At 70.5% G+C, this 22,721-nt stretch carries 20 protein-coding genes; 9 read left to right on the forward strand and 11 right to left on the reverse strand.

Annotation, left to right across the window (positions count from 1 at the left end; all coding sequences use genetic code 11):
- The first annotated feature begins 48 nt into the window (after window positions 1–48).
- The 7 genes from QTI20_RS03125 to QTI20_RS03155 all read left to right on the forward strand — a co-directional run bounded on the left by QTI20_RS03125 (window position 49) and on the right by QTI20_RS03155 (window position 9,919).
- The gene (locus QTI20_RS03125; RefSeq protein ID WP_183023232.1) at window positions 49–693 is read left to right on the forward strand and encodes a hypothetical protein; all 645 of its coding nucleotides are present in this window, start codon (window positions 49–51) and stop codon (window positions 691–693) included.
- Between the two features lie 4 nt (window positions 694–697).
- Window positions 698–2,155: a CsgG/HfaB family protein gene (locus tag QTI20_RS03130; protein ID WP_286550336.1), complete on the forward strand. Its 1,458-nt coding sequence runs from the start codon at window positions 698–700 to the stop codon at window positions 2,153–2,155.
- Between the two features lie 469 nt (window positions 2,156–2,624).
- Complete coding sequence (locus QTI20_RS03135) at window positions 2,625–4,898, forward strand: DUF6351 family protein (RefSeq protein WP_286550335.1); 2,274 nt, start codon at window positions 2,625–2,627, stop codon at window positions 4,896–4,898.
- A gap of 131 nt (window positions 4,899–5,029) precedes the next feature.
- Entirely contained in the window at window positions 5,030–5,965 is a 936-nt protein-coding gene (locus QTI20_RS03140; RefSeq protein ID WP_286551003.1) for a tripartite tricarboxylate transporter substrate-binding protein, read from the forward strand.
- A 123-nt stretch (window positions 5,966–6,088) separates the two neighbouring features.
- The gene (locus tag QTI20_RS03145; RefSeq protein ID WP_286550334.1) at window positions 6,089–8,110 is read left to right on the forward strand and encodes a sensor histidine kinase; all 2,022 of its coding nucleotides are present in this window, start codon (window positions 6,089–6,091) and stop codon (window positions 8,108–8,110) included.
- A complete protein-coding gene (locus QTI20_RS03150) occupies window positions 8,103–9,476 on the forward strand; it encodes a sigma-54-dependent transcriptional regulator (RefSeq protein WP_286550333.1) in 1,374 nt (457 codons plus the stop codon). The genes QTI20_RS03145 and QTI20_RS03150 overlap by 8 nt, the downstream gene beginning before the upstream one ends.
- Before the next feature lie 92 nt (window positions 9,477–9,568).
- Window positions 9,569–9,919, forward strand: coding sequence for a hypothetical protein (locus tag QTI20_RS03155; RefSeq protein WP_286550332.1), 351 nt, complete (start codon window positions 9,569–9,571; stop codon window positions 9,917–9,919).
- On the opposite strand, the gene QTI20_RS03160 is transcribed toward QTI20_RS03155, so the two are convergent.
- Both QTI20_RS03160 and QTI20_RS03165 read right to left on the reverse strand, forming a co-directional pair.
- The gene (locus tag QTI20_RS03160) at window positions 9,909–11,270 is read right to left on the reverse strand and encodes a TAXI family TRAP transporter solute-binding subunit (RefSeq protein WP_286550330.1); all 1,362 of its coding nucleotides are present in this window, start codon (window positions 11,268–11,270) and stop codon (window positions 9,909–9,911) included. The two genes, QTI20_RS03155 and QTI20_RS03160, sit on opposite strands and share 11 nt — an antisense overlap.
- A gap of 18 nt (window positions 11,271–11,288) precedes the next feature.
- Window positions 11,289–12,323, reverse strand: coding sequence for a P1 family peptidase (locus QTI20_RS03165; protein ID WP_286550327.1), 1,035 nt, complete (start codon window positions 12,321–12,323; stop codon window positions 11,289–11,291).
- Window positions 12,324–12,361: 38 nt separating this feature from the next.
- On the opposite strand from QTI20_RS03165, the gene QTI20_RS03170 reads away from it, so the two are divergent.
- Window positions 12,362–13,660 (forward strand): NAD(P)/FAD-dependent oxidoreductase, encoded by a 1,299-nt coding sequence (locus QTI20_RS03170; protein ID WP_286550326.1) that lies wholly within the window; start codon window positions 12,362–12,364, stop codon window positions 13,658–13,660.
- Between the two features lie 12 nt (window positions 13,661–13,672).
- Here the strand turns inward: QTI20_RS03170 and QTI20_RS03175 are convergent, their stop codons facing one another.
- The 7 genes from QTI20_RS03175 to QTI20_RS03205 all read right to left on the reverse strand — a co-directional run bounded on the left by QTI20_RS03175 (window position 13,673) and on the right by QTI20_RS03205 (window position 20,449).
- On the reverse strand, window positions 13,673–13,972 hold the full coding sequence (locus tag QTI20_RS03175) for a copper-binding protein (protein ID WP_286550324.1): 300 nt from the start codon (window positions 13,970–13,972) through the stop codon (window positions 13,673–13,675).
- A 20-nt stretch (window positions 13,973–13,992) separates the two neighbouring features.
- Entirely contained in the window at window positions 13,993–14,457 is a 465-nt protein-coding gene (locus QTI20_RS03180; RefSeq protein ID WP_286550322.1) for a DUF411 domain-containing protein, read from the reverse strand.
- 26 nt (window positions 14,458–14,483) lie between these two features.
- A complete protein-coding gene (locus QTI20_RS03185; RefSeq protein ID WP_286550320.1) occupies window positions 14,484–14,999 on the reverse strand; it encodes a cupredoxin domain-containing protein in 516 nt (171 codons plus the stop codon).
- A gap of 25 nt (window positions 15,000–15,024) precedes the next feature.
- Window positions 15,025–16,401 (reverse strand): multicopper oxidase family protein, encoded by a 1,377-nt coding sequence (locus tag QTI20_RS03190; protein WP_286550318.1) that lies wholly within the window; start codon window positions 16,399–16,401, stop codon window positions 15,025–15,027.
- Window positions 16,401–17,783, reverse strand: coding sequence for a TolC family protein (locus tag QTI20_RS03195; protein WP_286574141.1), 1,383 nt, complete (start codon window positions 17,781–17,783; stop codon window positions 16,401–16,403). The genes QTI20_RS03190 and QTI20_RS03195 overlap by 1 nt, the downstream gene beginning before the upstream one ends.
- Window positions 17,784–17,972: 189 nt before the next feature.
- The gene (locus tag QTI20_RS03200) at window positions 17,973–18,359 is read right to left on the reverse strand and encodes a DUF2946 family protein (protein ID WP_286550314.1); all 387 of its coding nucleotides are present in this window, start codon (window positions 18,357–18,359) and stop codon (window positions 17,973–17,975) included.
- An 11-nt stretch (window positions 18,360–18,370) separates the two neighbouring features.
- A complete protein-coding gene (locus tag QTI20_RS03205) occupies window positions 18,371–20,449 on the reverse strand; it encodes a heavy metal translocating P-type ATPase (RefSeq protein ID WP_286550313.1) in 2,079 nt (692 codons plus the stop codon).
- 73 nt (window positions 20,450–20,522) lie between these two features.
- On the opposite strand from QTI20_RS03205, the gene QTI20_RS03210 reads away from it, so the two are divergent.
- Window positions 20,523–20,996, forward strand: coding sequence for a MerR family transcriptional regulator (locus tag QTI20_RS03210; RefSeq protein ID WP_183023247.1), 474 nt, complete (start codon window positions 20,523–20,525; stop codon window positions 20,994–20,996).
- Here the strand turns inward: QTI20_RS03210 and QTI20_RS03215 are convergent.
- Both QTI20_RS03215 and QTI20_RS03220 read right to left on the reverse strand, forming a co-directional pair.
- Window positions 20,993–21,967, reverse strand: a complete 975-nt coding sequence (locus QTI20_RS03215) for a glycerophosphodiester phosphodiesterase (protein WP_286550310.1) — start codon at window positions 21,965–21,967, stop codon at window positions 20,993–20,995. The genes QTI20_RS03210 and QTI20_RS03215 overlap by 4 nt on opposite strands.
- A 135-nt stretch (window positions 21,968–22,102) precedes the next feature.
- On the reverse strand, window positions 22,103–22,645 hold the full coding sequence (locus QTI20_RS03220) for a DUF1439 domain-containing protein (RefSeq protein WP_286550309.1): 543 nt from the start codon (window positions 22,643–22,645) through the stop codon (window positions 22,103–22,105).
- Window positions 22,646–22,721 lie beyond the last annotated feature (76 nt).

Raw genomic sequence — 22,721 nt, forward strand, 5'->3', positions numbered from 1 at the left:
ACACCTGCTCTCTTTTCTTTTTTCTTTCACTCCAAAGAACACCACAACATGTCCAAGAAACTGACCGCCATCGCACTCGCCGCCGCCTTCATCGCCCCTTGCGCCTTCGCGCAGTTCTCGATGCCCTCGATCGGCAGCATCACCGGTGGCGCGGCCTCGGGTGGCGGCGACCAGGGCGCCGAGCAGGACTCGCTGGTGCGCGCCTACGTGTCGGCCAACAAGGAAGTGCTGGTCGCGCAGTCGAAGATGGCCGAGGCCGTGGGCCTCAAGGAATCGGCGGCCAAGCTGAAGTCCACCGCCGATGCGTTGGGCGACGGCGCGACCAAGGGCAACCTGTCGGACGCCGACAAGATCCAGAGCGATTCGTCCAAGGAGATCAGCGCCCGCCTCAACGACAGCAACCTGAAGATGGATGCACAGTCGCAGGCGCTGTACCAGTCGGGCATGGCCTCGCTGGGCCTGGGCGTGGTCAAGTACGTCGGCCTGCGCCCGCACGTGCTGGCCTTCAGCAACACGCTCAAGGCTTCGCCGATGCTGGCCATGACCAAGCTCAACGCCGGTGCCTACGTGGTGACCAATTTCCCGAGCAACGCGAAGAACGTCTACGACACGCTGAGCTACTCGACGGCCTACGCCAAGAGCCACGACATCCCCGTGCCGACCGACGCGACCAAGGCGCTGGGCGCGTTCTGAGGCCATGGGCACCGTCCGACTGACGCTGGCGCTGTCGCTGGCCTTCTCGGTCTCGGCCTGCGACCAGGCCCAGACCATGATCGACAAGTACACCGGCAAGAACAAGCCGGTGCCCGCGGTGGTCGCGACGCCGGTCGCGCCGGTGGCGCCCCCGCCATCGGCTTCGCCCGTGGCCGCGCTGCCCGACGCCGGCAAGGTCGGCACCGTGACGGTCAACGCGCAGGGCACGGGTGCCAGCGCGGCCGAGGCGGTCGACGAAGCGATGCGCCTGGCGCTCAAGATGGTCAACGGCACGACCATGGACCTGGGCAGCGAGCAGCTCAAGCTCACGCTCACGCTGGCGCGCGGCCGCAATGCCGAGGCCCTGCGCGGCACGGCCTTCGCCGAGCAGGTGGTGCAGAGCGCGGGCGGCGCGATCACCGGGTTCAAGGTCAATGCGCTCGACGGCCCCGACAGCCGCGGCTTCTACCAGGCCGACATCGAAGCCTCGGTCGCCAAGTACACGCCGCCCGCGGCCGACAGCAAGAAGCTCAAGATCGTGATCGCGCCGCTGCGCTACGACACCGCGTCCTTCCCGATGGGCGGACGCAGCGTGCCGGCCGAGAAGGTGGCCGAGGACCTGCGCCAGCAGATCCTCACCGCGCTGACCAATACCGGGCGCTTCACCGTGCTCGACCGCGACATGGGCGGCGAGGTGGCGCAGGAGCTCGACATGATCAGCTCGGGCCAGGCACCGCGCGCCGAGTTCGGCAAGCTGGGCCAGGCCCTGAGCGCCGACGTGATCTGGGTCGGCAAGATCACTTCCTTCGCCTACAACCGCCACGCGCGCCAGCTGCAGACCAGCGACCGTGAACTGGTGAGCTACTCGGGCGGCTGGGGTGTCTCGCAGAAGCTGGTCAACGTGTCGACGCGGCAGGTCATGCTGTCGGAGTCGCTGCGCGGCGAAGCGCCCAAGGTCGCGGCCACCACGCTGGGCTCGGGCATCGACGGTGCGCAGGTCAGCGAAGGCATGAAGAACGAGATCGCCAACCGCATCGTCTCGGGCATCGTCTCGCGCACCTACCCGGTGACGGTGATCTCGCGCGACGGCAATGCCGTGGTGCTGAGCCAGGGCGGCCAGGCGGTGCGCGAAGGCGGTCGCTACCAGCTGGCCTACATGGGCAAGGAGATGTTCGACCCGCAGACCAACCAGTCGCTGGGCCGGGTCGAATCCGACTGCTGCGAGGTGGTGATCGAACGCGTGACGCCGACCATGGCGCAGGGCCGGCTCGAACGCGTGCAGATGCCGCTCGACGGGCTTCAGCCCGGCGCGCTGCAACTGCGTGGGATGGTGACGGCGCGTGTGGCGGCAGCCGACACCGCCGCGGCACCTGCCGCCGCGGCCAAGCCGAAGCCGGCACGCCCGGCCGCTACGCGCAGCGATGCACCGGCGGCGGCGCCGACGCGCGACGACAAGTGGTGAGATCGCCCCGGTGCTGACACCACCGCCTCGGAAAACCGCCTTCGGGCGGTTTTTTTTCGCCTGAAGCGCCCGCGGTCGCCGGCGCCGCCATGGCTGCGGCAGGCGTGCGGATTCCCGGACAGGGCGCTCGCCGCGTGGCCGGTTTTTCATCCGCCGCAGCGCGGGAAAACCACGACGCTGCGGAGAAAAATCCTTTGAATTCAATCACTTGCATCGCGTGTGCGGCGTGGCACGTCGGTTGCTATTGAACAGGCACAACACCCGAGGATGGAGACACCGATGAGCCCGCAGCACTGCACGACCCGCGCACCCCCGGCACCGCCTTCACGGGCGAGGCCGGCGCCTGGCGCGCCTTTCTTCCCGCCCCCGCACTGACGCCGCACGCCTGGCGCGACGACCCGGTTCGACCGTGTCGCGCCGCCGCATGGGCAAAGCCTTTTCCCTTCACAAAAAGACGGAGACCTTGAGCATGAGATTCGAAAAGAACATTCCCCGATTCGGCCGGAACTCGGCGCGCATCAGCGCCTTGCTGGCCGCGCTGATCCTGTCGGCCTGCGGCGGCAGCAGCAACGACGGGGGCGGCACCAACCCGCCGACCGGCGGCAACCCGGTCACGCCCGTGCCGGACCCCGGCAGTCCCAACCCCGGCACGCCGGCGGATGCGACGGTCAAGGTCAGCGTGCTGTCGTCTTCGCCCAAGCTCGTGACCGGCGACGATGCGCTGGTCGAGCTCCAGCTGCTCGGCGACAAGCCGATGAGCACGCTGTCGGTGACGGTCGACGGCCGCGACGTGACGGCGGCCTTCGCCCGCAACCCCGCCGACGGCCGCCTGCTGGGCAAGGTCACGGGGCTCAAGCTCGGCGAGAACCAGCTGCTCGCGCGCTACGGCGACTACAGCACCACACTGGCGCTCACGGCCTATCCGGTCACCGGCCCGGTGATCTCGGGTCCGCACGAGGAACCCTTCGTGTGCGGCTACGCCACTTTCACCCGCATGGGCGGCCAGCCGCTCAAGTCGCTGGACGACGGCAAGTGCTCGGTCGAGACGCGGGTCGACTACTACTACCGCAACAGCAGCGGCGGCAACACGCGCTTCGAGCCCGCGTCGATCACGGCCTATCCGGCCAACATGACCTACCTCACGGTCAACGGCAAGAGCGTGCCCTACGTGGTGCGGCTCGAGAGCGGCACCATCAACCGCGGCCTCTACCAGTCGGCCATCCTGCACGACGTGCTCAACGAGCCCGCGCCGTCGCCGACCACGCCGCCCGCCGGCTGGAACGGCCAACTGCTCTACCCGCTGGGCGGCGGCTGCCAAGGCGGCTGGTTCCAGCAGGGCAACGACTTCGGCACGCTGATCAACCCGGTCTACCAGAGCCGCGGCTTCGCCGTGACCACCTCGACGCTCAACGTCTTCGGCACCAACTGCAACGACCAGCTCTCCTCGGAGACCATCGCGATGGTGAAGGAGCGCTTCATCGAGAACTTCGGCGTGCCCAAGTACACCATCGGCGTGGGTGGCTCGGGCGGCTCCTACCAGAGCCACCAGACCAGCGACAACTATCCCGGCCTGTTCGACGGCGTGGTGGTGAGCCAGGTGTTCGCCGACGTGACCTCGTCGACCATCTTCAAGCTGCACGACTCGCGCGTGCTCAACAGTTACTTCAACGACCCGGCGACTTCGGCGCTGGCCTACACCGTGGCGGAGAAGCAGGCCATCTCCGGCTACCTGCAGATCGGCAACATCGCCAACATGAGCGGCAGCGCGGGCCGGCTCGACCCGACCGTGTCCTTCCCGGCCGGCGTGCCCGTGGAGCAGCGCTACAACCCGTTGACCAACCCGACGGGCGCGCGTGCCACGGTCTTCGATCACACGGCCAACGTCTACGGCAAGACCGAGGCCGAAGGCTTCGCGCTGCGGCCGATCGACAACGTCGGCATCCAGTACGGACTGAATGCGCTCAACGAAGGCAAGCTCTCGATCGACAAGTTCCTGGACCTCAACGAGCGCGTGGGCGGCGTCGACCGGGACATGAAGCGCACCGCCACCCGCACCGTGGGCGACGTCGAGGCGCTCAACCGCGCCTACCAGTCGGGACGGATCGTGAACGGCGGCGGCGGCCTCGCATCGACCGCGATCATCGACCTGCGCGACTACAACGACGGCACGGTGGGCGGCGACATCCACACCAAGATCCACTCGTTCTCGATGCGCGAGCGCCTGCGCCGCGCCAACGGCCACATCGACAACCACGTGATGTGGACCAAGGGCGGCAGCGAAGCCGAAGCCTTCGACCAGATGAACACCTGGCTGTCGGCGGTGCGTGCCGACACCTCGGGCCGCACCAAGGCGCAGAAGGTGGCGGCCAACCGGCCGGCCGACCTCAAGGACGCCTGCTGGAGCAACGGCCTGAAGTACGTGGAGGAACAGACCGCCTTCGGCACCGGCGCCTGCAACACCTTCTACCCCGCGGGCACCACGCCGCGCATGGCGGCCGGCGGCCCGCTGACCGACGACATCGCGAAATGCCAGCTCAAGCCGCTGAACCCGTCGGACTACCGCGTGATCTTCAGCCCGGTGCAGTGGGGCCGCATGCAGGCCGCGTTCCCCGGCGGTGTCTGCGACTGGACCAAGCCGGGCGTGGGCCAGCAGGCCTTGACGGGCACCTGGCTGTCCTTCGGGCCCTCGCCGGTCAACCTGCTGTTCGACATCACGAAGCGGCTGCTCGCCAGCTTCATGTGATCGCCTGAGCGATCGAATGCCGGGCCGCGCGCGGCCTGGCGTCTGCATTTTTTCTTTCCTGGAGTTCGCACTTGAAATCATCGACGACGACGAAGAAATCCCTGGCCGTCCTGGCGGCCGCTGTCCTGTCCATGAGCGCCTCGGCCCAGAGCTTTCCCGACGGCAAGGTCATCACGATCGTGGTGCCCTTCGCAGCCGGCGGCCCGACCGACCGCGTGGCGCGCGACCTGGCCGAGGCCATGCGCAAGCCGCTGGACGGCGTGAGCATCGTGATCGACAACGCTGCCGGTGCCGGCAGCACCATCGGCAACGCCAAGGTCGCGCGCGCCAAGGCCGACGGCTACACGCTGCTGCTGACCCACGTGGGCATGGCCACCACCCCGGTGCTCTACCGCAAGCTGCCCTACAACTACGAGACCGACTTCGAGTACCTGGGCCTGATCAACGACGTGCCCATGACCGTGATCGGCAAGCCGCAGCTCGAAGCCAACAACTTCAAGGAACTGCGCGAGTGGATCGGCAAGAACCCGGGCAAGGTGAACCTGGGCAACGCGGGCATCGGCTCGGCCTCGCACCTGTGCGGCCTCTTGTTCCAGAGCGAGCTGAAGGCTGAAATGACCACCGTGCCGTACAAGGGCACGGCGCCGGCGATCGCCGACCTGCTGGGCGGCCAGATCGACCTGCTGTGCGACCAGACCACCAACACCACGAGCCAGATCGAGGCGAAGAAGGTCAAGCCGTACGCGGTGACCACGCTCAAGCGGCTGACGACGCCGGCGCTCAAGGACATCCCGACGCTGGACGAGTCGGGCATGAAGAACTTCCAGGTCACGATCTGGCACGGGCTGTACGCGCCCAAGGGCACGCCGCCGGCGGTGCTCAAGAAGCTCAACGACGCGGTGAAGGTGGCGCTGAAGGACCCGGACTTCATCAAGAAGGAAGAGGGCCTGGGCGCGGTGGTGGTGACGGACAAGCGCGTGGAGCCGGCGGAGCACAAGAAGTTCGTGCAGGCGGAAGTCGCGCGCTTCGGGCCGGTGATCAAGGCCGCGGGCGTGTACGCGGACTGAGGCGGGCATGCCAGGGTCCGCGCGCGATGGCGAGGGTAAGTCCGTGGCGCCGCGCGCCGGCGCGGTGACTAGGATCGAGCCCCGTCGCCGCCGTCGCGCGGACCCTCGCTCCACGCTGCTCCCGTGTCATTGCTCCTGTCCGTCGGCCGTGCCGTGCTGAACATCTCCGCGCCACGCCGGCCCGGCTTCGCGGGCGCGCCCGACGGCGTGCTGGCGGGCCTCCAGGCCGAGCCTCCCGGCGCGTCCGAGCGCTGGCATGCGGTGCGCCGCTGGATCGCCATCGGTGCCTGGCTCGGCCTGATCGCCTCGGGGGGCATGCTGGCCCACACGCTCGGCGAGCGCGCCGGCATCCATTCGCTGCAGCAGGGCACGACGCACCGGCTCGACATCTACTCGGCCAGCCTGCGCAGCGAGCTCAACCGCTACGAGTACCTGCCGCAGGTGCTGTCGCTGAGCCCGGACGTGCTGGACCTGCTGCGCAAGCCCGCCGACCGGAACCTGCAGCTCGACGCCAACGTCTACCTCGAGACCGTCAATGCGCACGCACTGGCCTCGGCCATCTACGTGATGGACGCGCAGGGCCTCACGCTGGCCGCCAGCAACTGGAACCAGCGCGGGAGCTTCGTCGACATCAACTTCTCCTACCGACCCTATTTCCAGGATGCGCTGCGCGGGCAGCACGGGCGCTTCTACGGCATCGGAACGGTGAGCCGCGAGCCCGGCTACTACTTCTCCTTCGGCATTCCGGGCGAGGGCGACATGCTCGGCGTGGCCACCGTCAAGGTCAGCCTCGACAAGCTCGACGAGGCCTGGTCGCACTCCACCGAGAAGGTGCTGGCGGTCGATGGCAACGGCGTGGTCTTCCTGTCGTCCGACGCGGCCTGGAAATTCCGCGCGCTGCGTCCCCTGTCCAGCGAGACGCTGATGGAGCTCGCGAAGACGCGCCAGTACGCCGAGGCCGGCGAGCTGACGCCGATCGAGATGCGCGAGAAGAAGCGGCTCTCGGGCGGCGACAGCACGGTGGTGCAGCTGAGCGCGAACGAAGCCCGGCGCCAGACCGGCGGCGAGCCCTTCGGCCCCGACTACCTGCTCGACAGCCGGCCGGTAGACGGTACCGACTGGAAGCTGATCATGCTGTCGGACATGAAGCCCGCCCACGCGCTGGCCCGCACCAGCGCGCTCGCGACCATGTTCGCGCTGGTCTTCCTCACCCTGCTGGTGCTGTTCTTCCAGCAGCGCCGGCGCATCGTCCACCAGCGGCTGGCGGCGCGCGAGGCGCTGCAGCAGGCCTACGAGGAACTCGAGCACATGGTGGGGCTGCGCACCGAGGCGCTGAGCGCGGCCAACCATCACCTGCAGAGCGAGATCGCCGAACGCGAGCGGGCGGAGGAGATCCTGAAGACCACGCTCGACGACCTGGTGCAGACCGGCAAGATGGCCGTGCTGGGCCAGATGTCCGCCGGCATCACGCACGAGCTCAACCAGCCGCTGGCCGCGCTGCGCACGCTGTCGGCCAACGCGATGGTGTACCTGGCGCGCGGGCAGGGCGCGCAGGTCGACTTCAACCTGCGCACCATCTGCCAGCTCATCGACCGCATGGGCCAGATCACGGCGCAGCTCAAGAAGTTCGCGCGCCGCTCGGCGGTGGAACTGCAGCCGGTGATCCTGGGCGACGTGATCGCCGACGCGCTGTTCCTGCTGAACCAGCGCATCCGCCACGACCAGATCCGGATCGAGCAGGCCATCGAGCCGGGCCTGCTGGCGCTGTGCGAGGGCAACCGGCTCGAGCAGGTGGTGGTCAACCTGCTGACCAACGCCTTCGACGCGACCCTGACCGCGACCGGCGGCGCCCCGGCGATCTTGCGTCGGGTGCGCATCGTGGCACGCAGCGGCCCGGAGGGCGCGCGGCTGGAGGTGCACGACAACGGCACGGGCATCGCGCCCGAGGTCATGCCTCGCCTGTTCGAGCCCTTCTTCACCACCAAGGAACAGGGCGTCGGCCTGGGCCTGGGGCTGGCCATCTCGGCCGGCATCGTGCGCGACTTCGGCGGCCTGCTGCGCGCCGGCCGGAGCGAGCTCGGCGGCGCGGTCTTCATCGTCATCTTGCGCAGCGGACAGCGCGCGGAAACTTCTTCTCATGCCTGAACAACTCGAAGTGCTGTTTGTCGAAGACGATCCATCGGTGCGCCTGGGCAGCACGCAGGCGCTGGAGCTCGCCGGGCTGCGCGTGTCGGGCTTCGTCTCGGCCGAGCAGGTGCGCCCGCACGTGGTGCCCGGCTTCGCCGGCGTGCTGGTCACCGACGTCAAGCTGCCTGGCGCCGACGGGCTGGCCCTGCTGGCCCATGCGCTGGAGGTCGACCCGACGCTGCCGGTGATCCTGGTGACCGGGCACGGCGACATCACGATGGCGGTGCAGGCGATGCGCCTGGGCGCCTACGACTTCATCGAGAAGCCCTTCTCGCCGGAGCAGCTCACCGAGGTGGTGGAGCGCGCGCTCGAGAAGCGGGCGCTGAGCCTGGAAGTGGAGCGTTTGCGCCGCAAGCTCGAAGGCTACGAGGCGATCGAGGCCAAGCTGATCGGGCGCTCGTCGGCGATGCAGCGCCTGCGCCGCATGGTGCTCGACCTGGCGGGCACCGATGCCGACGTGCTGATCCTGGGCGAGACCGGTACCGGCAAGGAGCTGGTCGCGCGCTGCCTGCACGACTACGGGCGTCGCCGTGGCGGGCACTTCGCCGCCATCAACTGCGGCGGCATGCCCGAGGCCCTGTTCGAGAGCGAGATGTTCGGCCACGAGGCCGGCGCCTTCACCGGCGCCTCGAAGCGGCGCATCGGCAAGGTCGAGCACGCGCGCGCGGGCACGCTGTTTCTCGACGAGATCGAGACCATGCCGATGAGCCTGCAGGTCAAGATGCTGCGCATGCTGCAGGAGCGCAAGTTCGAGCGCCTGGGCTCGAACGAGCTGCTGCCCATGGATTCGCGCGTGATCGCCGCGACCAAGGCCGACCTGCTCGAGGCCGCGGGCGAGCAGAAATTCCGGGCCGACCTCTACTACCGCCTGAGCGTGGTGGTGCTGACGCTGCCGCCCCTGCGCGAACGGCGCGAGGACATCCCGCTGCTGTTCACCCATTTCGCGATGCAGGCCGCGCTGCGCTACGAGCGCGAGCTGCCGAACGTGTCGCCGCGCCATCTGCAGGCCCTGATGACGCATGCCTGGCCCGGCAACGTGCGAGAGCTGTGCAACATGGCCGACCGCTTCGTGCTCGGGCTGTGGGACGGCGCGCCCGGCTTCAGCAGCGAGGCGCAGGGCCCGCGCTCGCTGGACGAGCAGATGGTGCATTTCGAGCGCTACCTGATCCAGGAAGCCTTGGAGGCCTGCGGCGGCAGCGCCACCGCGGCGGCCGAGCGGCTGGGCGTGCCGCGCAAGACGCTCTACGACAAGATGCGCCGCCTCGGGCCGCTCGAGGCCGCGGCCGGCGACGCGGCCTCGCGCCGCGCGCTGCGCAGCGCCTGAGTCCGCGGGCGCCGGATGGCGGGCATCGTCCTACGCCGCGGTCGCCGCGAAGCTGACACCATGGGCTTTTGCAACGCGGCCAGCATGGTGTCATGAACAGATCCTTCTTCTCTCTTTGCCTTGCCCTGGGTGCCTGCGCACTCGGGAGCGTCGCCGGCGCCGACGAGGTGAAGGTGCCCATCGACAGCAACGACAAGCGCATCGTCTACGTCACGCCCAACGTGGTGTCGACCGAGAACACCGTGGTCACCAACGGCGCCACCATCGGCGTGCAGAAGCCCGATGGCGGCACGGCCTACGGCGGCATGAACACCGCGGGCGAGCGGCCCACTTACTCGGTGGGCGCGAGCACCGGCGGCGACGTGTCCTTCTCCGCGGGCGTGCAGTCCGACGGGCGCAAGGAAAGCGCCGCGGTCAAGGCCGGCGTGACGATCAAGTACTGACCGGCTTCGCGGCCGGCGAGCGCATGGCCTCGACGCGCCGGCGCACGGTCGCGATGTTGCGGCGCAGGGCATAGAGTTCGTCGGCGTACGACAGCGGCACCGCCACCTTGTTGACGCGCCGGTCGAGGTCGTCGAGCTCCTTGAGCAGCTTGTCCTGCGCATCGGTGCCGCCCTCGAGCCGGGTCTCGACTTCGCGCAGCCGCGCATACCAGCGGAACACGCGCGAGCGCACGCGGAACTGGTAGAGCGGCGGCACCACGCGCGACAGCGGCAGCATCAGCACCACCAGGCCGCCGAGCACCAGCCACATGCGTTCGACCAGGTTGCTGGCCCAGAAGGGCAGGTAGCGCTGCCAGAAGGGCGGCGTGCCGTTGATCGCGCGGTCGCCTTCGGGGCTCACCGGCAGTTCGCTGGTGCGGGTGTTGGGGAAGTCGCGCGCGTGGTTGAACCAACCGGCCTCGCCGTGCAGCGTTTGCGCGCTCTGGGCGAACAGCTGCTGCAGCGCCGGGTGCGTCTGCTCGCGCGACAGCAGCGAGGTGGTGGCGGCCAGCATCGACACGTCGGCGGGCGGCAGGTCCTTGGCCAGGTCCACCACGCCGCGCGGCAGCGACACGGCCGACAGGAAGGCGAAGCGGCGCGAGTAGGCGTCGCTCTGGCCGAAGTCCAGCAGCGCGATGCCGGGCGTGCGCAGCAGGTGCTGCACCTGCGGCGATTGCGGCGCCGAGGCCAGCACGATCACGTCGAGCAGGCCGGCCTGCAACGCTTCGGAGGCCGATTTCTGTTCCAGGTGCGAGAGCTGCATCTGCGCCGGGTCGAGGTGGTTGGCGCGGAACATCTTGTCCATGATCTCGGGCACGCCGCTGCCCAGCTTGTCGACGTTGACGCGCAGGCCCTGCAGCTGGGCCAGCGAGCTCAGCGTGCCGGTCTTGCGGTCGATGCGCCGCGCGGTGTCGCTGCGGTAGAAGACCCACAGCGGCTCGTAGAACAGGCTGCCCAGCGAGCGCAGGCCGGCCTCCTCGTCGGCCACCACGTCGGCGCTGCCGCCGCGCACGAAGGCCACGTCCACATCGCCGTTGCGCAGCATCTGCAGGTTGTCGGAAGAGCCGTCGCTGGGCCGCAGTTCGACCTGGATGCCACTGGTGGCCAGGGCCTGTGCATAGCGCTTGCCGAACTCCGCATAGGCGCTGCCGGCGGGGCCGGTGGCCAGCGTCACGCGCTGGGGTGGCTGCGGCTGCAGCCACCAGTAGGCGGCCACCAGCAGTGCGATGACCAGGAACACCACCGGCCCGGCCGAGGCGATCAGGTCACGGATCGAGAGCAGGAAGAGCTTGAGCGGCTTGGGCATGGACATGGCGGGCCTTGTCTGCGGTCAGTCCAGTGTGGCGATGCCCGCCAGTTCGGCCGCGCAGGGGAAGTGCTGGCCACCGACGTCGAGCGAGCGCGCGGCCTGCACCGCGCGCAGCGTGGCGCGCGCCACCACCTCGGCGGCCATCGCGCTGAGCACCGTCATGCCGGGCGCATCGCCCTCGAGCGGCACGCGACAGGTGGCGAGCGCGAACAGGGTGTCGCCGTCGCTCATGGTGTGGACCGGGTTGATGCTGCGCGCCAGCCCGTCGTGCGAGACCATGGCCAGCCGGTTGGCCTGAACCTTGGTCAGCACCGCGTCGGTGGCGATCACGCCGATGGTGGTGTTGGTGCCGGCCAGGAGCGGCCGGGGCGCCTCGCCGCGCATCAGCGCGCGCCGGATGTCGAGCAGCGCGCGGCCATCGACCGTGCGCGCGCCGGCCACCACCTGCGCGGTGTCGGGGTCGATCACGTCGCCCAGCGCGTTGCAGGCGATCAGTGCGCCCACGGTGACGCCGCCGACGGTGACCGAGGCGCAGCCGATGCCGCCCTTCATCGCGCGGTCGACGCCGAAGAGCTTGCCGACCAGCGCGCCGCTGCCCGCGCCCACGTTGCCTTCGGCCGGCGGCTGCGTCGACGCGGCCTCGCAGGCCGCATAGCCCGCGGCGGCGTCGGGACGGATGCGCGCATCGCCCACCGGCAGGTCGAACAGCACGGCCGAGGGGATGATCGGCAGCGTGCCGAAGCGCACGTCCATGCCGACGCCGCGTTCCTCGAGCCAGCGCATCGCGCCGTCGGTGGCGGCCAGGCCCCAGGCGCTGCCACCGGCCAGCATCACGCCGTGCACCTGCTGCACCAGGTTGCCGGGCGAGAGCAGATCGGTCTCGCGCGTGCCGGGCGCGGCACCGCGCACGTCGACGCCGCCGACCGCGCCTTCGCGCGTGAGGATGATGGTGCAGCCGGTGGGCCGGCGCGGGTCGCTGAAATGGCCGACTTCGATGCCGGCGACGTCGGTGATCGAACCGGCGGAGGGAGGGAGGAGGGAGGAGGGTGCGGACATGGCGGCCGATTATGGGACTGAGCCTCTACGATAGGCCCATGACAGTTGAAGCAAATGGTGTCGCTCCGCAGGGCGACGCAAGGCGCCACGTGGTGGTGATCGGCGCGGGCGCGGTGGGCAGTGCCACCGCCATCGAGGCCCTGCGCGCGGGCTTGCGCGTGACCGTGGTCGAGCCCGAGGCGCCCGGCAGCCCGCATGGCGCGAGCTATGGCAATGCGGGCTGGTTGTCCTCGCATTCGGTGGTGCCGCCGGCCTTGCCGGGCGCGTGGCGCAAGGTGCCCGGATGGCTGGCCGACCCGCTGGGGCCGCTCGCGCTGCGCTGGCGTTACCTGCCGCGCGCGCTGCCCTGGCTGCTGCGCTACCTGGCCTCGGGCTGGACCGAGGCGCGCGTGCAGCGCACGGCCGAGGCGTTGCGCAGCCTGCTCGCGGATGCGCCCGCGCTGCATGCGCAGCTCGCGGCCGAGGCCGGCGTGCCGCAGCTGGTCGAGCAGCGCGGCCTGCTGCATGCCTACCGCTCGCGGGCCGAGTTCGAGGGCGATGCGCTGGGCTGGCGCGTGCGCGCGCGGGTCGGTGTGCAGTGGGAGGAATGGCCGGCCGAGGAGCTGCATCGCCGCGAACCGGACCTCGACGCGCGCTACACGCTGGGCATCTTCGTGCCCGAGGCCGGCCATTGCCGCGACCCGGGCACCTACGTGGCCGCGCTGGCGCGGCATGCGACCGCCCGTGGCGCGCGCCGCGTGGTGTCGCGCGCCACGGGCTTCCGCATCGAAGGCGGCTGCCTGCGCGCGGTGCACACCGAAGGCGGCGACATCGCCTGCGATGCGGCCGTGGTCTGCGCGGGCGCCTATTCCCGCCCGCTGGCCGCGGCCGCGGGCTCGCCGGTGCCGCTGGACACCGAGCGCGGCTACCACGTGGTGATCGAGGGCGCGAGCGTCGGCCCGCGCACGCCGGTGATGGTGGCCGACGGCAAGCTGATCGCGCACTGGATGGACGGCGGCCTGCGCGCCGCGGGCCAGGTCGAGATCGGCGGGCTCGCTGCCGCGCCCGACTGGCGCCGCGCCGACATCCTGCTGCGCCATCTGCGCTCGATGTTCCCGGCCTTGCCCGAGGGCGACGCCGCGAAGGTCAAGCACTGGCTCGGCCGCCGTCCCAGCATGCCCGACGGCCTGCCCTGCATCGGCCCGTCGGCGGCCAGCAAGGACGTGGTGCTGGCCTTCGGCCATGGCCACGTGGGCCTGGGCGGCTCGGCGCGCACCGGGCGGTGGGTGGCGCAGCTGCTCGCGGGCCTCGCGCCCGAGAATTTGCTGGCGCCCTTCGATCCGAAGCGCTTCGGCTGAAAAAGCTCTCGCTCAGCGCAGCGGTTCGATCGACAGCACGGTGAGCGCGCCGTCGACCTTGTCGGCGGTGAAGCGCACCTTGTCGCCTTCCTTGACCTGCGTCAGCAGCGCGGGGTCGCGCACGCGGAACACCATGGTCATCGGGCTCATCTCGATGTTCGGGATCTCCTGGTGCCGAAGCGTGATCTTCTGCGCCAGCGGATCGACCTTGCGCACCTCGCCCTCGACCGCAGGCAGGGCGCCCTGCGCGAAGACGTTGAGCGTCACGGCGGCCAGCATCGCGGCCAGCGCCGCGTTCCATTGCTTCTTCATCTGTTTTTCCTTGGGTGGTTTCAGCGGTAGCTCTGGTAGACGCGCGTGCTGCCGTCGGCCAGCACCAGCAGCACGTCGTAGGCGTCGCGCTGGTTGCCATAGGCGGGGCCGTCCATGCCGGGTGAGCCGATGGGCATGCCGGGCACCGCGAGGCCGACGGCCTTGGGTTTTTCCTTGAGCAGCCGCAGCACCTCGCGCGCCGGCACATGGCCTTCGATGGCGTAGCCGCCGACCAGGCCGGTGTGGCAGGAGCCCAGCTTGGCCGGGATGCCCAGGCGCGCGCGGGCGGCGTTGTTGCCTTCGTCGTGCACGCGCGTGGCCAGGCCGTTCTTGTTCAGGTGCAGCACCCAGTCCTGGCAGCAGCCGCAGTTCGGGTCCTTCCAGATCTCGACCATGGGCGCGGCCGCCAGGGCGGCCAGCGGCAGGGTGCCGGAGGCCAGTGCCAGCAGCGGGCCCGCGCGTTTCAGCAATGTGCGTCGTTGCATCGTTCTTCCTTTCGTTCGTGTTCAGATCAGGGTTTGGCGGCGGCAGCGGCCCGCACGCGGATGCGGCCGGCCATGCCCAGTTCGTAGTGGTCGTCGACCAGGCAGGCGAAGTCGAAATCGCCGGCACGGTTGAAGGTCCAGACCATGGCGCCGGTCTTGCCCGCGGGCACGTGGACCATCCAGGGATCGTCGTGCTCCATGCCCGGGAATTTCCGCATCATGGCGGCATGGGCCTCGATTTCGGCTTTCGTGCCGAGCACGAGCTCGTGCAGTTCCTGGCCGCGGTTCGTCAACCGGAGCCGGACCGTCTCGCCTTCGCGCACCTCGATCACCGAGGGCGTGAAGCTCATGTCGTCGGCCATCGCGATGTCGATGGTGCGGGTCACGGCGCGGGCCTCGCCGGCGATGCCCCAGGGCTTCTGCTCGGGCGCGAGCGTGGCCGCGCCCTGGGGCTTGGCACCGTGGTTCTCGTGCGCCATGGTGGCGCCGGTGGCCGCCACCAGCACGAGGCCGGCGGCGAGGGATGCGAGTGTCTTGTGCATGGTGATGTGAATGTCGTGAAGGGCTTCAGTGGTCGTGTGCGCCATGACCCGAGGGCTTGCGCACGGTGGCGTCGGGCGTGCCTGCCGCCGGGGCGGCCTGCGTCGGTGGCGGCGCGTCGCCGTTCGGCACCTCGCGGGCCACGGTGCCGGCCGGGTGCCTGAACCAGCCGGGGTCGCTGTAGTCGCCGGGTTTCTGGTCGCGCCGCACCTTGAGCAGGGTGAACATGCCGCCCATCTCGGCCGAACCGAAGGGGCCGCTGCCGGTCATCATCGGCACCGTGTTGTCGGGGATGGGCATTTCCATGCCGCCCATGTCGGCCATGCCCTTGTCGCCCATCACCATGTAGTCGGGCACCAGCTTGCGGATCTTCTCGGCCACACCCCTGTGGTCGACGCCGATCATGGTCGGCACCTCGTGGCCCATCGGTCCCATCGTGTGGTGGCTCTTGTGGCAGTGCAGGGCCCAGTCGCCTTCCTCGTCGGCGATGAATTCCATCTGCCGCATCTGGCCCACCGCCACGTCGACCGACACCTCGGGCCAGCGCGCGCTCTTGGGCACCGGGCCGCCGTCGGTGCCCGTGACCTCGAACTCGTGGCCGTGGATGTGCACCGGGTGGTTGGTCATCGTGAGGTTGCCCACGCGGATGCGCACCCGGTCGCCCTGGCGCACGTTGAGCGTGTCGATGGCCGGGAACACGCGGCTGTTGAAGCTCCAGATGTTGAAGTCGGTCATGGTGTTGACCTTGGGCGTGGCCGCGCCGGGCTCGACGTCGAAGCTGCCCAGCAGGAAGCAGAAGTCGCGCTGCACCGGCGCGATCAGCGGATGCCGCGCCTTCGGGTGCGTGACCCAGAAGCCCATCATCCCCATCGCCATCTGCACCATCTCGTCGGCATGCGGGTGGTACATGAAGGTGCCGGGCCGGCGCGCGGTGAACTCGTAGACGAAGGTCTTGCCCGGCGGGATGTGCGGCTGCGTGATGCCGCCGATGCCGTCCATGCCGTTGGGCAGGCGCTGGCCATGCCAGTGCACGGTGGTGTGCTCGGGCAGGCGGTTGGTCACGAAGATGCGCACGCGGTCGCCCTCGACCACCTCGAGGGTCGGCCCCGGCGACTGGCCGTTGTAGCCCCACATGTTGACCTTGAAGCCCGGCGCCATTTCGCGCACCACGGGCTCGGCCACCAGGTGGAATTCCTTGACGCCGGCGTTCATGCGCCAGGGCAGCGTCCAGCCGTTGAGCGTGACGACCGGGTCGTAGGGGCGGCCGTCGGGCGGCAGCAGCGGTGCGGCGGTGGCTGTCGAGCCTTGCGTGTGGGCCTCGGGCAGCGCGGCCAGTGCGGCGCGGCTCACGCCGGCCGCGGCGATGGCGGTGGCGGCGCCGGTGAAGAAGTGGCGGCGGTCCATCAGTGGGCTCCTGCGGTGGAAGGGAGGGCGGCGCTGTCGCCCGGTGATTGCAGCGCGTTCACGCCGGCCGGCGAGCTGCCGGTGAGCGCGAACTGCAGGTCGGTGTCGGCCAGCCAGAAGTCGCGCTGGGCGTCCATCGCGGCATTGACGGCCAGCATGCTGGCGCGGGTTTCGGCCAGCAGCTCCCACACGCTGGCGAGCATGCCGTTGTAGCGCAGCACCATCTGCTCGTTGACCTGCTGGCGCAGCGGCAGCACCTCGGTCTGGTAGCGTTGCGCGATGTCCCAGGCGCTGCGCCAGCCGCCGTAGGCTTCGCGCGCCTCGCTGGCGGCCAGCAGGCCGGTGGCGCGCACGCGGGCCGCCGACTGGCGGTAGAGCGCCTCGGCCCGCGCGCTGCGGGCCTGGCCCCAGTCGAACAGCGGGATCGGCAGCGAGAGTTCGAAACCTTGCTGCGTGCGGCGGCTGCCGTCGGCGTCGTTCTCGAATTTGGTGTTGCGCACGCCGCCGATCTCCAGCGCATCGACGAAGCGGGTCGCATGGGTGAGGCCCAGCGAATCGGCGGTGGCCGCGGTCTGGGCCTGGGCGGCGCGCACGTCGAGCCGGTCGCGCAGCGCGCTGGCCTGTACGTCGGCCAGTGCAGGCATCGAGACGGGCAGGGGCGGCAGGCGATCGGGCAGCCGGTAGCCGGCCTGCGCCGCGTTCAAGCCCAGCAGGCGCGTGAGCTGCTCGCGCGCGGACAGCGCGGCCTGCTCGGCGCGCGCCAGCTGGGCCGCGGCATCGGCATGCAGCAACTGCTCGCGCGTGCGCTGCAGCGCGCTCCAGTTGCCGACCCTGGCCATGCGCTCGGCCAGCTCGGCACCGGCCTCGGTGGCCGACTCCGCGTCGCGCAGGTAGACCACGGCCTGCTGCGCGGCCACCGCGCGCACCCAGGCGCGGCGCGTGTCGGCGGCCAGCTGCAGCACGCTCTGCGCGGCCTGCAGCTTGGCGACCTCGTGGCGCTGGCCGGCCCAGCGCGCCTGCCAGGGCAGCGTGAGCAGGCCCAGCACGTTGAAGCCGATCGCGCGCTCGATCTCGAGCTCGCGGCCCTCGCGCAGCCGGCCGAAGGCGAACACGGGGTTGGGCAGCGACGCGGCTTGCACGCGGTCGGCGTCGCTGAGCTGCAGGGTGGCGAAGGCCTCCTGCATGCGTGGGCCGTTGGCCAGCGCGATGCGCACCGCAGCCTGCGCGTCGAGCGGCTGCGCGAGCAGCGCGTCGACGGCTTCGCGGCTGGCCGCGTCGGGCGCGGCGCGCGGCGTGGCGTCGCCGAGGATGGCGTTGCCACCGACCAGCGACTGCACGTCACGCTCGCCGCCGTCGGGCGCGAGGCTGGCACAGCCGGCCAATGCGAGCGCGGCGGCCAGCGTCAGGGCACGGGGAACAAGGGGAAGGGGCGTCGCGCCGCGCTCAGGAACGCGCGGCGCAGCCCTCGAAGGGCGATGAAGAAAAAGGAACACGGTGGATCTCCACGAGCGAGGAAGCGGCCGCCTGGCGCCCCCAAAAGGGGCACGGCGGACGGACTGCGGGCAGGGAGATCAGGAAATGGGCGGCTTGAAGCCCTGGCCGGCGTCGGCGCTGGCGAACAGCACGGGCTCGGCGGCCGGCGCGTGGCGTGGCGCCTCGGCCGGAAGGGGGACCTCGGGCCAGGCCGTCACGGCGACGGAATGGCAGAACTGGCAGGTGTCGCAGGTGGCGTGGCCGGCATGGGCCGTGGGGGCATCGCCGTGGTCCATGGCGTGGCCCGCATCGGCGGCGGCATGCGCCATGTGCATCGCGTGCGCCTCGCCGCTCATCTCGTGCGACATCTCGTGCATCGCCTGCGCCGCGGCCACCGGCTGCGCCGGCGCCAGCATCATGGCGTCGCCCATCCAGCCGCGCAGGGGCAGCAGGACGATGGCGAGCAGGAGCACGAGGATGCGCATGGCACCCGATTCTAAAGTCGGGCGCGCAGCAACCTCAAGCCATTCCCCACCACCAGCAGGCTCGCCCCCATGTCGGCGAACACCGCCATCCACATGGTCGCGCTGCCGAACACCGCCAGCGCGAAGAACACGGCCTTGATGCCCAGCGCCAGCGCGATGTTCTGCCACAGCACCGCGTGCGTGCGGCGCGACAGCCGGATGGTCTCGGCGATGCGGCCCAGGTCGTCGTTCATGATCACCACGTCGGCGGTCTCCATCGCGATGTCGGTGCCGGCGGCGCCCATCGCGAAGCCGATGTCGGCCTGGGCCAGCGCGGGCGCGTCGTTGATGCCGTCGCCGGTCATGCCGGTCGCGCCGTAGCGCTGCTGCATCGCGCGCACCGCGCCCAGCTTGTCTTCGGGCAGCAGGCTGCCGCGCGCATCGGCAATGCCGGCCTCGCGGGCCACGGCCTGCGCGGTGGTCTCGTTGTCGCCGGTGAGCATCACGGGCGTGACGCCCAGCGCGAGCAGCGCGGCCACGGCCTCGCGCGAGCCGGGCTTGACGGTGTCGGCCACCGCGAAGATGCCGAGCACGGCGCGCGCGTCGGCCAGCAGCGTGACGGTGCGGCCCTGCTGCTCGTGCACCGCGAGCGCGGCCTCGAGTTCGGGGCTGCACAGGCCGCGCTCCTCGATCAGCCGGTGGTTGCCCAGCACCAGCGCGCGGTCGCCGATGCGGCCCTCGGTGCCGCGGCCGACCAGCGCGCGGAAGTCCTCGACCGGCGCATGCGCGCCCTCGAGTCCCGCGGCCAATGCCTTCGACACCGGATGGTCGGAGCGCCCGGCCAGGCTGGCCGCGGCCTCGCGCACCAGCGCCTTGTCGGCCGCGCCCCAGGCCTGCCAGTCGACCAGCTTGGGCTTGCCTTCGGTCAGCGTGCCGGTCTTGTCCAGCGCCACGGCGCGCAGCTTGCGCGCGGCCTCGAGGTGCGTGCCGCCCTTGATCAGGATGCCGCGCCGCGCGGCCGCCGTGAGGCCGCTCACCACCGTGACCGGCGTCGAGATCACCAGCGCGCAGGGGCAGGCGATGACCAGCAGCACCAGGGCCTTGTAGATCGCGTCGAGCCACAGCCAGTCGAGCAGCAGCGGCGGCAGCACGGCCACCGCGATGGCGAGCACGAACACGGTGGGGGTGTAGACCGCGGCGAAGCGTTCGACGAAGCGCTGCGTGGGCGCGCGCGCGGCCTGCGCCTGCTCCACCGATTCGATGATGCGGTCCAGCGTGGTCTGGCCCGCGACGGCGGTCACGCGCACCTGCAGTTCGCCGCTCTGGTTGACGGTGGCGGCGAAGACCGTGTCGCCCACCGCCTTGTCGACCGGGATGCTCTCGCCGGTGACGCTGGCCTGGTCGATGGCGCTGGCGCCGGCCGTGACCACGCCGTCGAGCGGCACGCGCTCGCCCGGGCGGATGCGCACCACCGCGTCGAGCGCGACCTCGCGCGCGGCCACGCGGCGCCAGCTGCCGTCGGCCTCGCGCACCTCGGCCTCGTCGGGGGCCAGCGCCATCAGGCCGCCGATGGCGTTGCGCGCGCGGTCGGCCGCCTTGTGCTCGATGAGCTCGGCCAGGGCATAGAGCGCCATCACCATCGCGGCCTCGGGCCATTGGCCGATCAGGAAGGCGCCGGTCACGGCGACCGCCATCAGCGCGTCGATGCCCAGCTTGCCGCGCAGCAGCGACTTCATGCCGCTGCGGTAGATGCCGGTGCCGGCCAGCGCGATCGCCACGGCCGCCAGCGCCATGCCGGCGATGCGCCAGGCGGTGGTCTCGGGCAGCAGCAGGTGGCTCAGCTCGGCCGCCAGCGCCACCACCAGCGCGGCGGCGATGCGCGGCCAGCCGGGCAGGGGGCCATGGTCGTGGCCGTCGCCTTCTTCTGCGTGGTCATGGTCATGGTCGTGATCGTGCGCGTGGCCTTCGTGTCCCTTGTGGGCCGCGTGCGGCTTGTCGCGCAGGCTGATCGGCGCGCCGCAGCAGCCGTCGCTGGCGCAGCCCGAGGCCGCGTCGGGCTGGACCAGCGGCGTCACCGGCGGCAGGGCGGAGGAGGAGCGTTGTGAGGACATCGGTCGTCGGTTCCTGGTTGTTCTCGAAGATGTGCCACGATTGGAAAGGTTGAAGTCACTCCAAGGTCAAGCCATGTCCCTTCCAAAGCCGCACGCCACCCAGGGTTACCGCATCGGCGAGGCCGCCGCGGCCAGCGGCGTGAGCGCCGCCAACATCCGCTACTACGAGAAGCAGGGCCTGATCGCGCCGCCCGGCCGGGCCGACAACAGCTACCGTTTCTACAGCGATGCCGACGTGCACGCCTTGCGCTTCGTCAGGCTGTGCCGCGCGATGGACATGTCGCTCGACGAGGTGCGCACGCTGCTGGGCCTGGACCTGCGCAGCAAGGCCGATTGCGACGCGGCCTGCGTCGCGCTCGATGCGCACCTGGGCCATGTGCGCGAGCGCCTGGACGAACTGCGCACCTTGGAGAAAGACCTGCTCGCGCTGCGCGACAGCTGCGACGGCAGCGATGCGCAGTGCCACATCATCGAGTCGCTGCACGAACGCGCCGACGCGCAGGCCCTGCAGGGCGAACGTGGCACCTCGGCCACGCGGCACGTCTAGTTGACGGGGCCGGTCGGCAGCGGCATCGGCAAGCCCTGCGCCCGCACCGCCGTGCGCAGGCGGTCGGGGTAGTCGCTGATCAGGCCGTCGACGCCCATGTCCAGCAGGGCCTGGATGTCGGCCGGCTTGTTGACGGTCCACGGCACGACCTTCAGGCCCAGCGCCTGCGCCTCCTTGACGGCCGCGGGCGTCACGTCGTTGCCGGCCGGCGACCACAGCACCGGCGCCGTACCGTCGCCGGCCGCGGCCTTGACCAGCTTGGGCGTCGAGCCGAAATCGGCCGCGTTCAGGCCGGCGGTCCAGCGCGGGTCTTTCAGGGTGCGCGCGGTCGTGAGGTAGGCCCGCGGCATCGACGGCGCGAGTTTCCCCACCAGCGCCAGCGTGCGCCAGTCGAAGCTCTGCAGGGTCACCCGATCGGCCATGCCGGCCTTGTCGATCTCGGCCAGCAGCGCGCGCACCATCGCCTCGGGCGCGGCGCTGCTGTCGGGCTGCGTGGGGTCGATCTTGGTCTCGATGTTGAAGCGCACCGCATGCGCGCGGCGCGCCTGCACCAGCGCGAACACCGAGGCCAGCGTCGGGATGCGCTCGCCGTCATGGGCGGTCTGGCTGGCGAACTGCTCGGCGTACTTGCTGCCGGGCTGCAGCCGGCCCACGTCGTAGGCCTGCAACTGCGCCAGCGTGAGCGAATGGATCAGCGGGCCGGCCGCGGGCAGCCACTGGCCCTTCGCATCGCGCGTGTGCGCCGGGTTGAGCGCCATGTCGTGCGACACCACCACCACGCCGTCGGCCGTGAGCCCGATGTCCAGCTCGAGCGTGCTCACGCCCATGGTCACGGCCTGGTCGAAGGCATGCAGCGTGTTCTCGGGCCACAGGCCGCGGCCGCCGCGGTGGGCCTGGATGTCGAAGGCCTGGGCGGCGAAGGTCGCGAGGGCCAGCAGCGCGGTGGCGATCAAGGGGCGTGCACGTGGCATTTCATATCTCCAGGGTGTAGGCGCCCGCAGCGCATGGAACCGACGCGACCCGAGGCAAGGGCACCCGCGGAACTGGCGCCGCCAGGCCGCCGGGTGCGCCCCCTGGGGGGAGGCGCCGCAGGCGCTTCGGGGGGGTCATAGCAAGGCGACCTTGATGTCGTCTTGTTGCACCGTGATGTCGCCGATCTGGTAGGTCTTGCGGCCCACGGTCAGTTCCTCGGGCTTGAAGGTGCGCAGAGGGTAGTCGCGCAGCAGTTCCTGCGCCACCAGCCCACCGATCTTCTGCAGCCGCTCGGCGTCGCGTCCGTCCAGGCCCTGCAGCTCGATGCGCTCGGCGCGCGGTTCGTGCAGCCGCAGCGCGAGCGCGGCCACGTCGTACTTCAATGCGCTGCTGACCGACACGATGCCCTCGACACTCGAGGGCTGCAGCAGCGGGCTGCCGATGGTCATGTTCGCCGTGATGCCGGCGCGGTTGGCGGCCGGGTCGAGCGTCAGCTGCGGATCGCGCAGACTCACCGAGAACAGCTCGGCATAGCGCTGGCGCACCGGGAAGCGCTTGGCGATCTGCGCCTGCAGCTCGTCGCGGCCGATGGTGTATTCGCTGGTGAAGAAGTTGAAGCCGGCCAGCGCGGCCAGGGGCGCGCCGGTTGCAATCCCGATCAGGGCCTTCAACGCCAATCGACGTTCCCGTTGTAGGTCAAAGCTTGAGTAGTCGTTGGCATATCGCATGGAACTCAGAGCTTGCCACAAAGGC

It is taken from the genome of Variovorax sp. J2P1-31, assembly GCF_030317215.1.
Taxonomy (GTDB): Bacteria; Pseudomonadota; Gammaproteobacteria; order Burkholderiales; family Burkholderiaceae_C; genus Variovorax.

Excerpts from the sequence above, each read along its gene's own strand:
- QTI20_RS03190 (WP_286550318.1), bottom strand. The coding sequence starts at position 16,401 with ATGGACCGCCGCCACTTCTTCACCGGCGCCGCCACCGCCATCGCCGCG.
- QTI20_RS03130 (WP_286550336.1), top strand. The coding sequence starts at position 698 with ATGGGCACCGTCCGACTGACGCTGGCGCTGTCGCTGGCCTTCTCGGTC.
- QTI20_RS03210 (WP_183023247.1), top strand. The coding sequence starts at position 20,523 with ATGTCCCTTCCAAAGCCGCACGCCACCCAGGGTTACCGCATCGGCGAG.
- QTI20_RS03185 (WP_286550320.1), bottom strand. The coding sequence starts at position 14,999 with ATGCACAAGACACTCGCATCCCTCGCCGCCGGCCTCGTGCTGGTGGCG.
- QTI20_RS03150 (WP_286550333.1), top strand. The coding sequence starts at position 8,103 with ATGCCTGAACAACTCGAAGTGCTGTTTGTCGAAGACGATCCATCGGTG.
- QTI20_RS03205 (WP_286550313.1), bottom strand. The coding sequence starts at position 20,449 with ATGTCCTCACAACGCTCCTCCTCCGCCCTGCCGCCGGTGACGCCGCTG.
- QTI20_RS03160 (WP_286550330.1), bottom strand. The coding sequence starts at position 11,270 with ATGTCCATGCCCAAGCCGCTCAAGCTCTTCCTGCTCTCGATCCGTGAC.
- QTI20_RS03155 (WP_286550332.1), top strand. The coding sequence starts at position 9,569 with ATGAACAGATCCTTCTTCTCTCTTTGCCTTGCCCTGGGTGCCTGCGCA.
- QTI20_RS03135 (WP_286550335.1), top strand. The coding sequence starts at position 2,625 with ATGAGATTCGAAAAGAACATTCCCCGATTCGGCCGGAACTCGGCGCGC.
- QTI20_RS03200 (WP_286550314.1), bottom strand. The coding sequence starts at position 18,359 with ATGCGCATCCTCGTGCTCCTGCTCGCCATCGTCCTGCTGCCCCTGCGC.
- QTI20_RS03215 (WP_286550310.1), bottom strand. The coding sequence starts at position 21,967 with ATGCCACGTGCACGCCCCTTGATCGCCACCGCGCTGCTGGCCCTCGCG.
- QTI20_RS03125 (WP_183023232.1), top strand. The coding sequence starts at position 49 with ATGTCCAAGAAACTGACCGCCATCGCACTCGCCGCCGCCTTCATCGCC.
- QTI20_RS03140 (WP_286551003.1), top strand. The coding sequence starts at position 5,030 with ATGAGCGCCTCGGCCCAGAGCTTTCCCGACGGCAAGGTCATCACGATC.
- QTI20_RS03170 (WP_286550326.1), top strand. The coding sequence starts at position 12,362 with ATGACAGTTGAAGCAAATGGTGTCGCTCCGCAGGGCGACGCAAGGCGC.
- QTI20_RS03180 (WP_286550322.1), bottom strand. The coding sequence starts at position 14,457 with ATGCAACGACGCACATTGCTGAAACGCGCGGGCCCGCTGCTGGCACTG.
- QTI20_RS03175 (WP_286550324.1), bottom strand. The coding sequence starts at position 13,972 with ATGAAGAAGCAATGGAACGCGGCGCTGGCCGCGATGCTGGCCGCCGTG.
- QTI20_RS03165 (WP_286550327.1), bottom strand. The coding sequence starts at position 12,323 with ATGTCCGCACCCTCCTCCCTCCTCCCTCCCTCCGCCGGTTCGATCACC.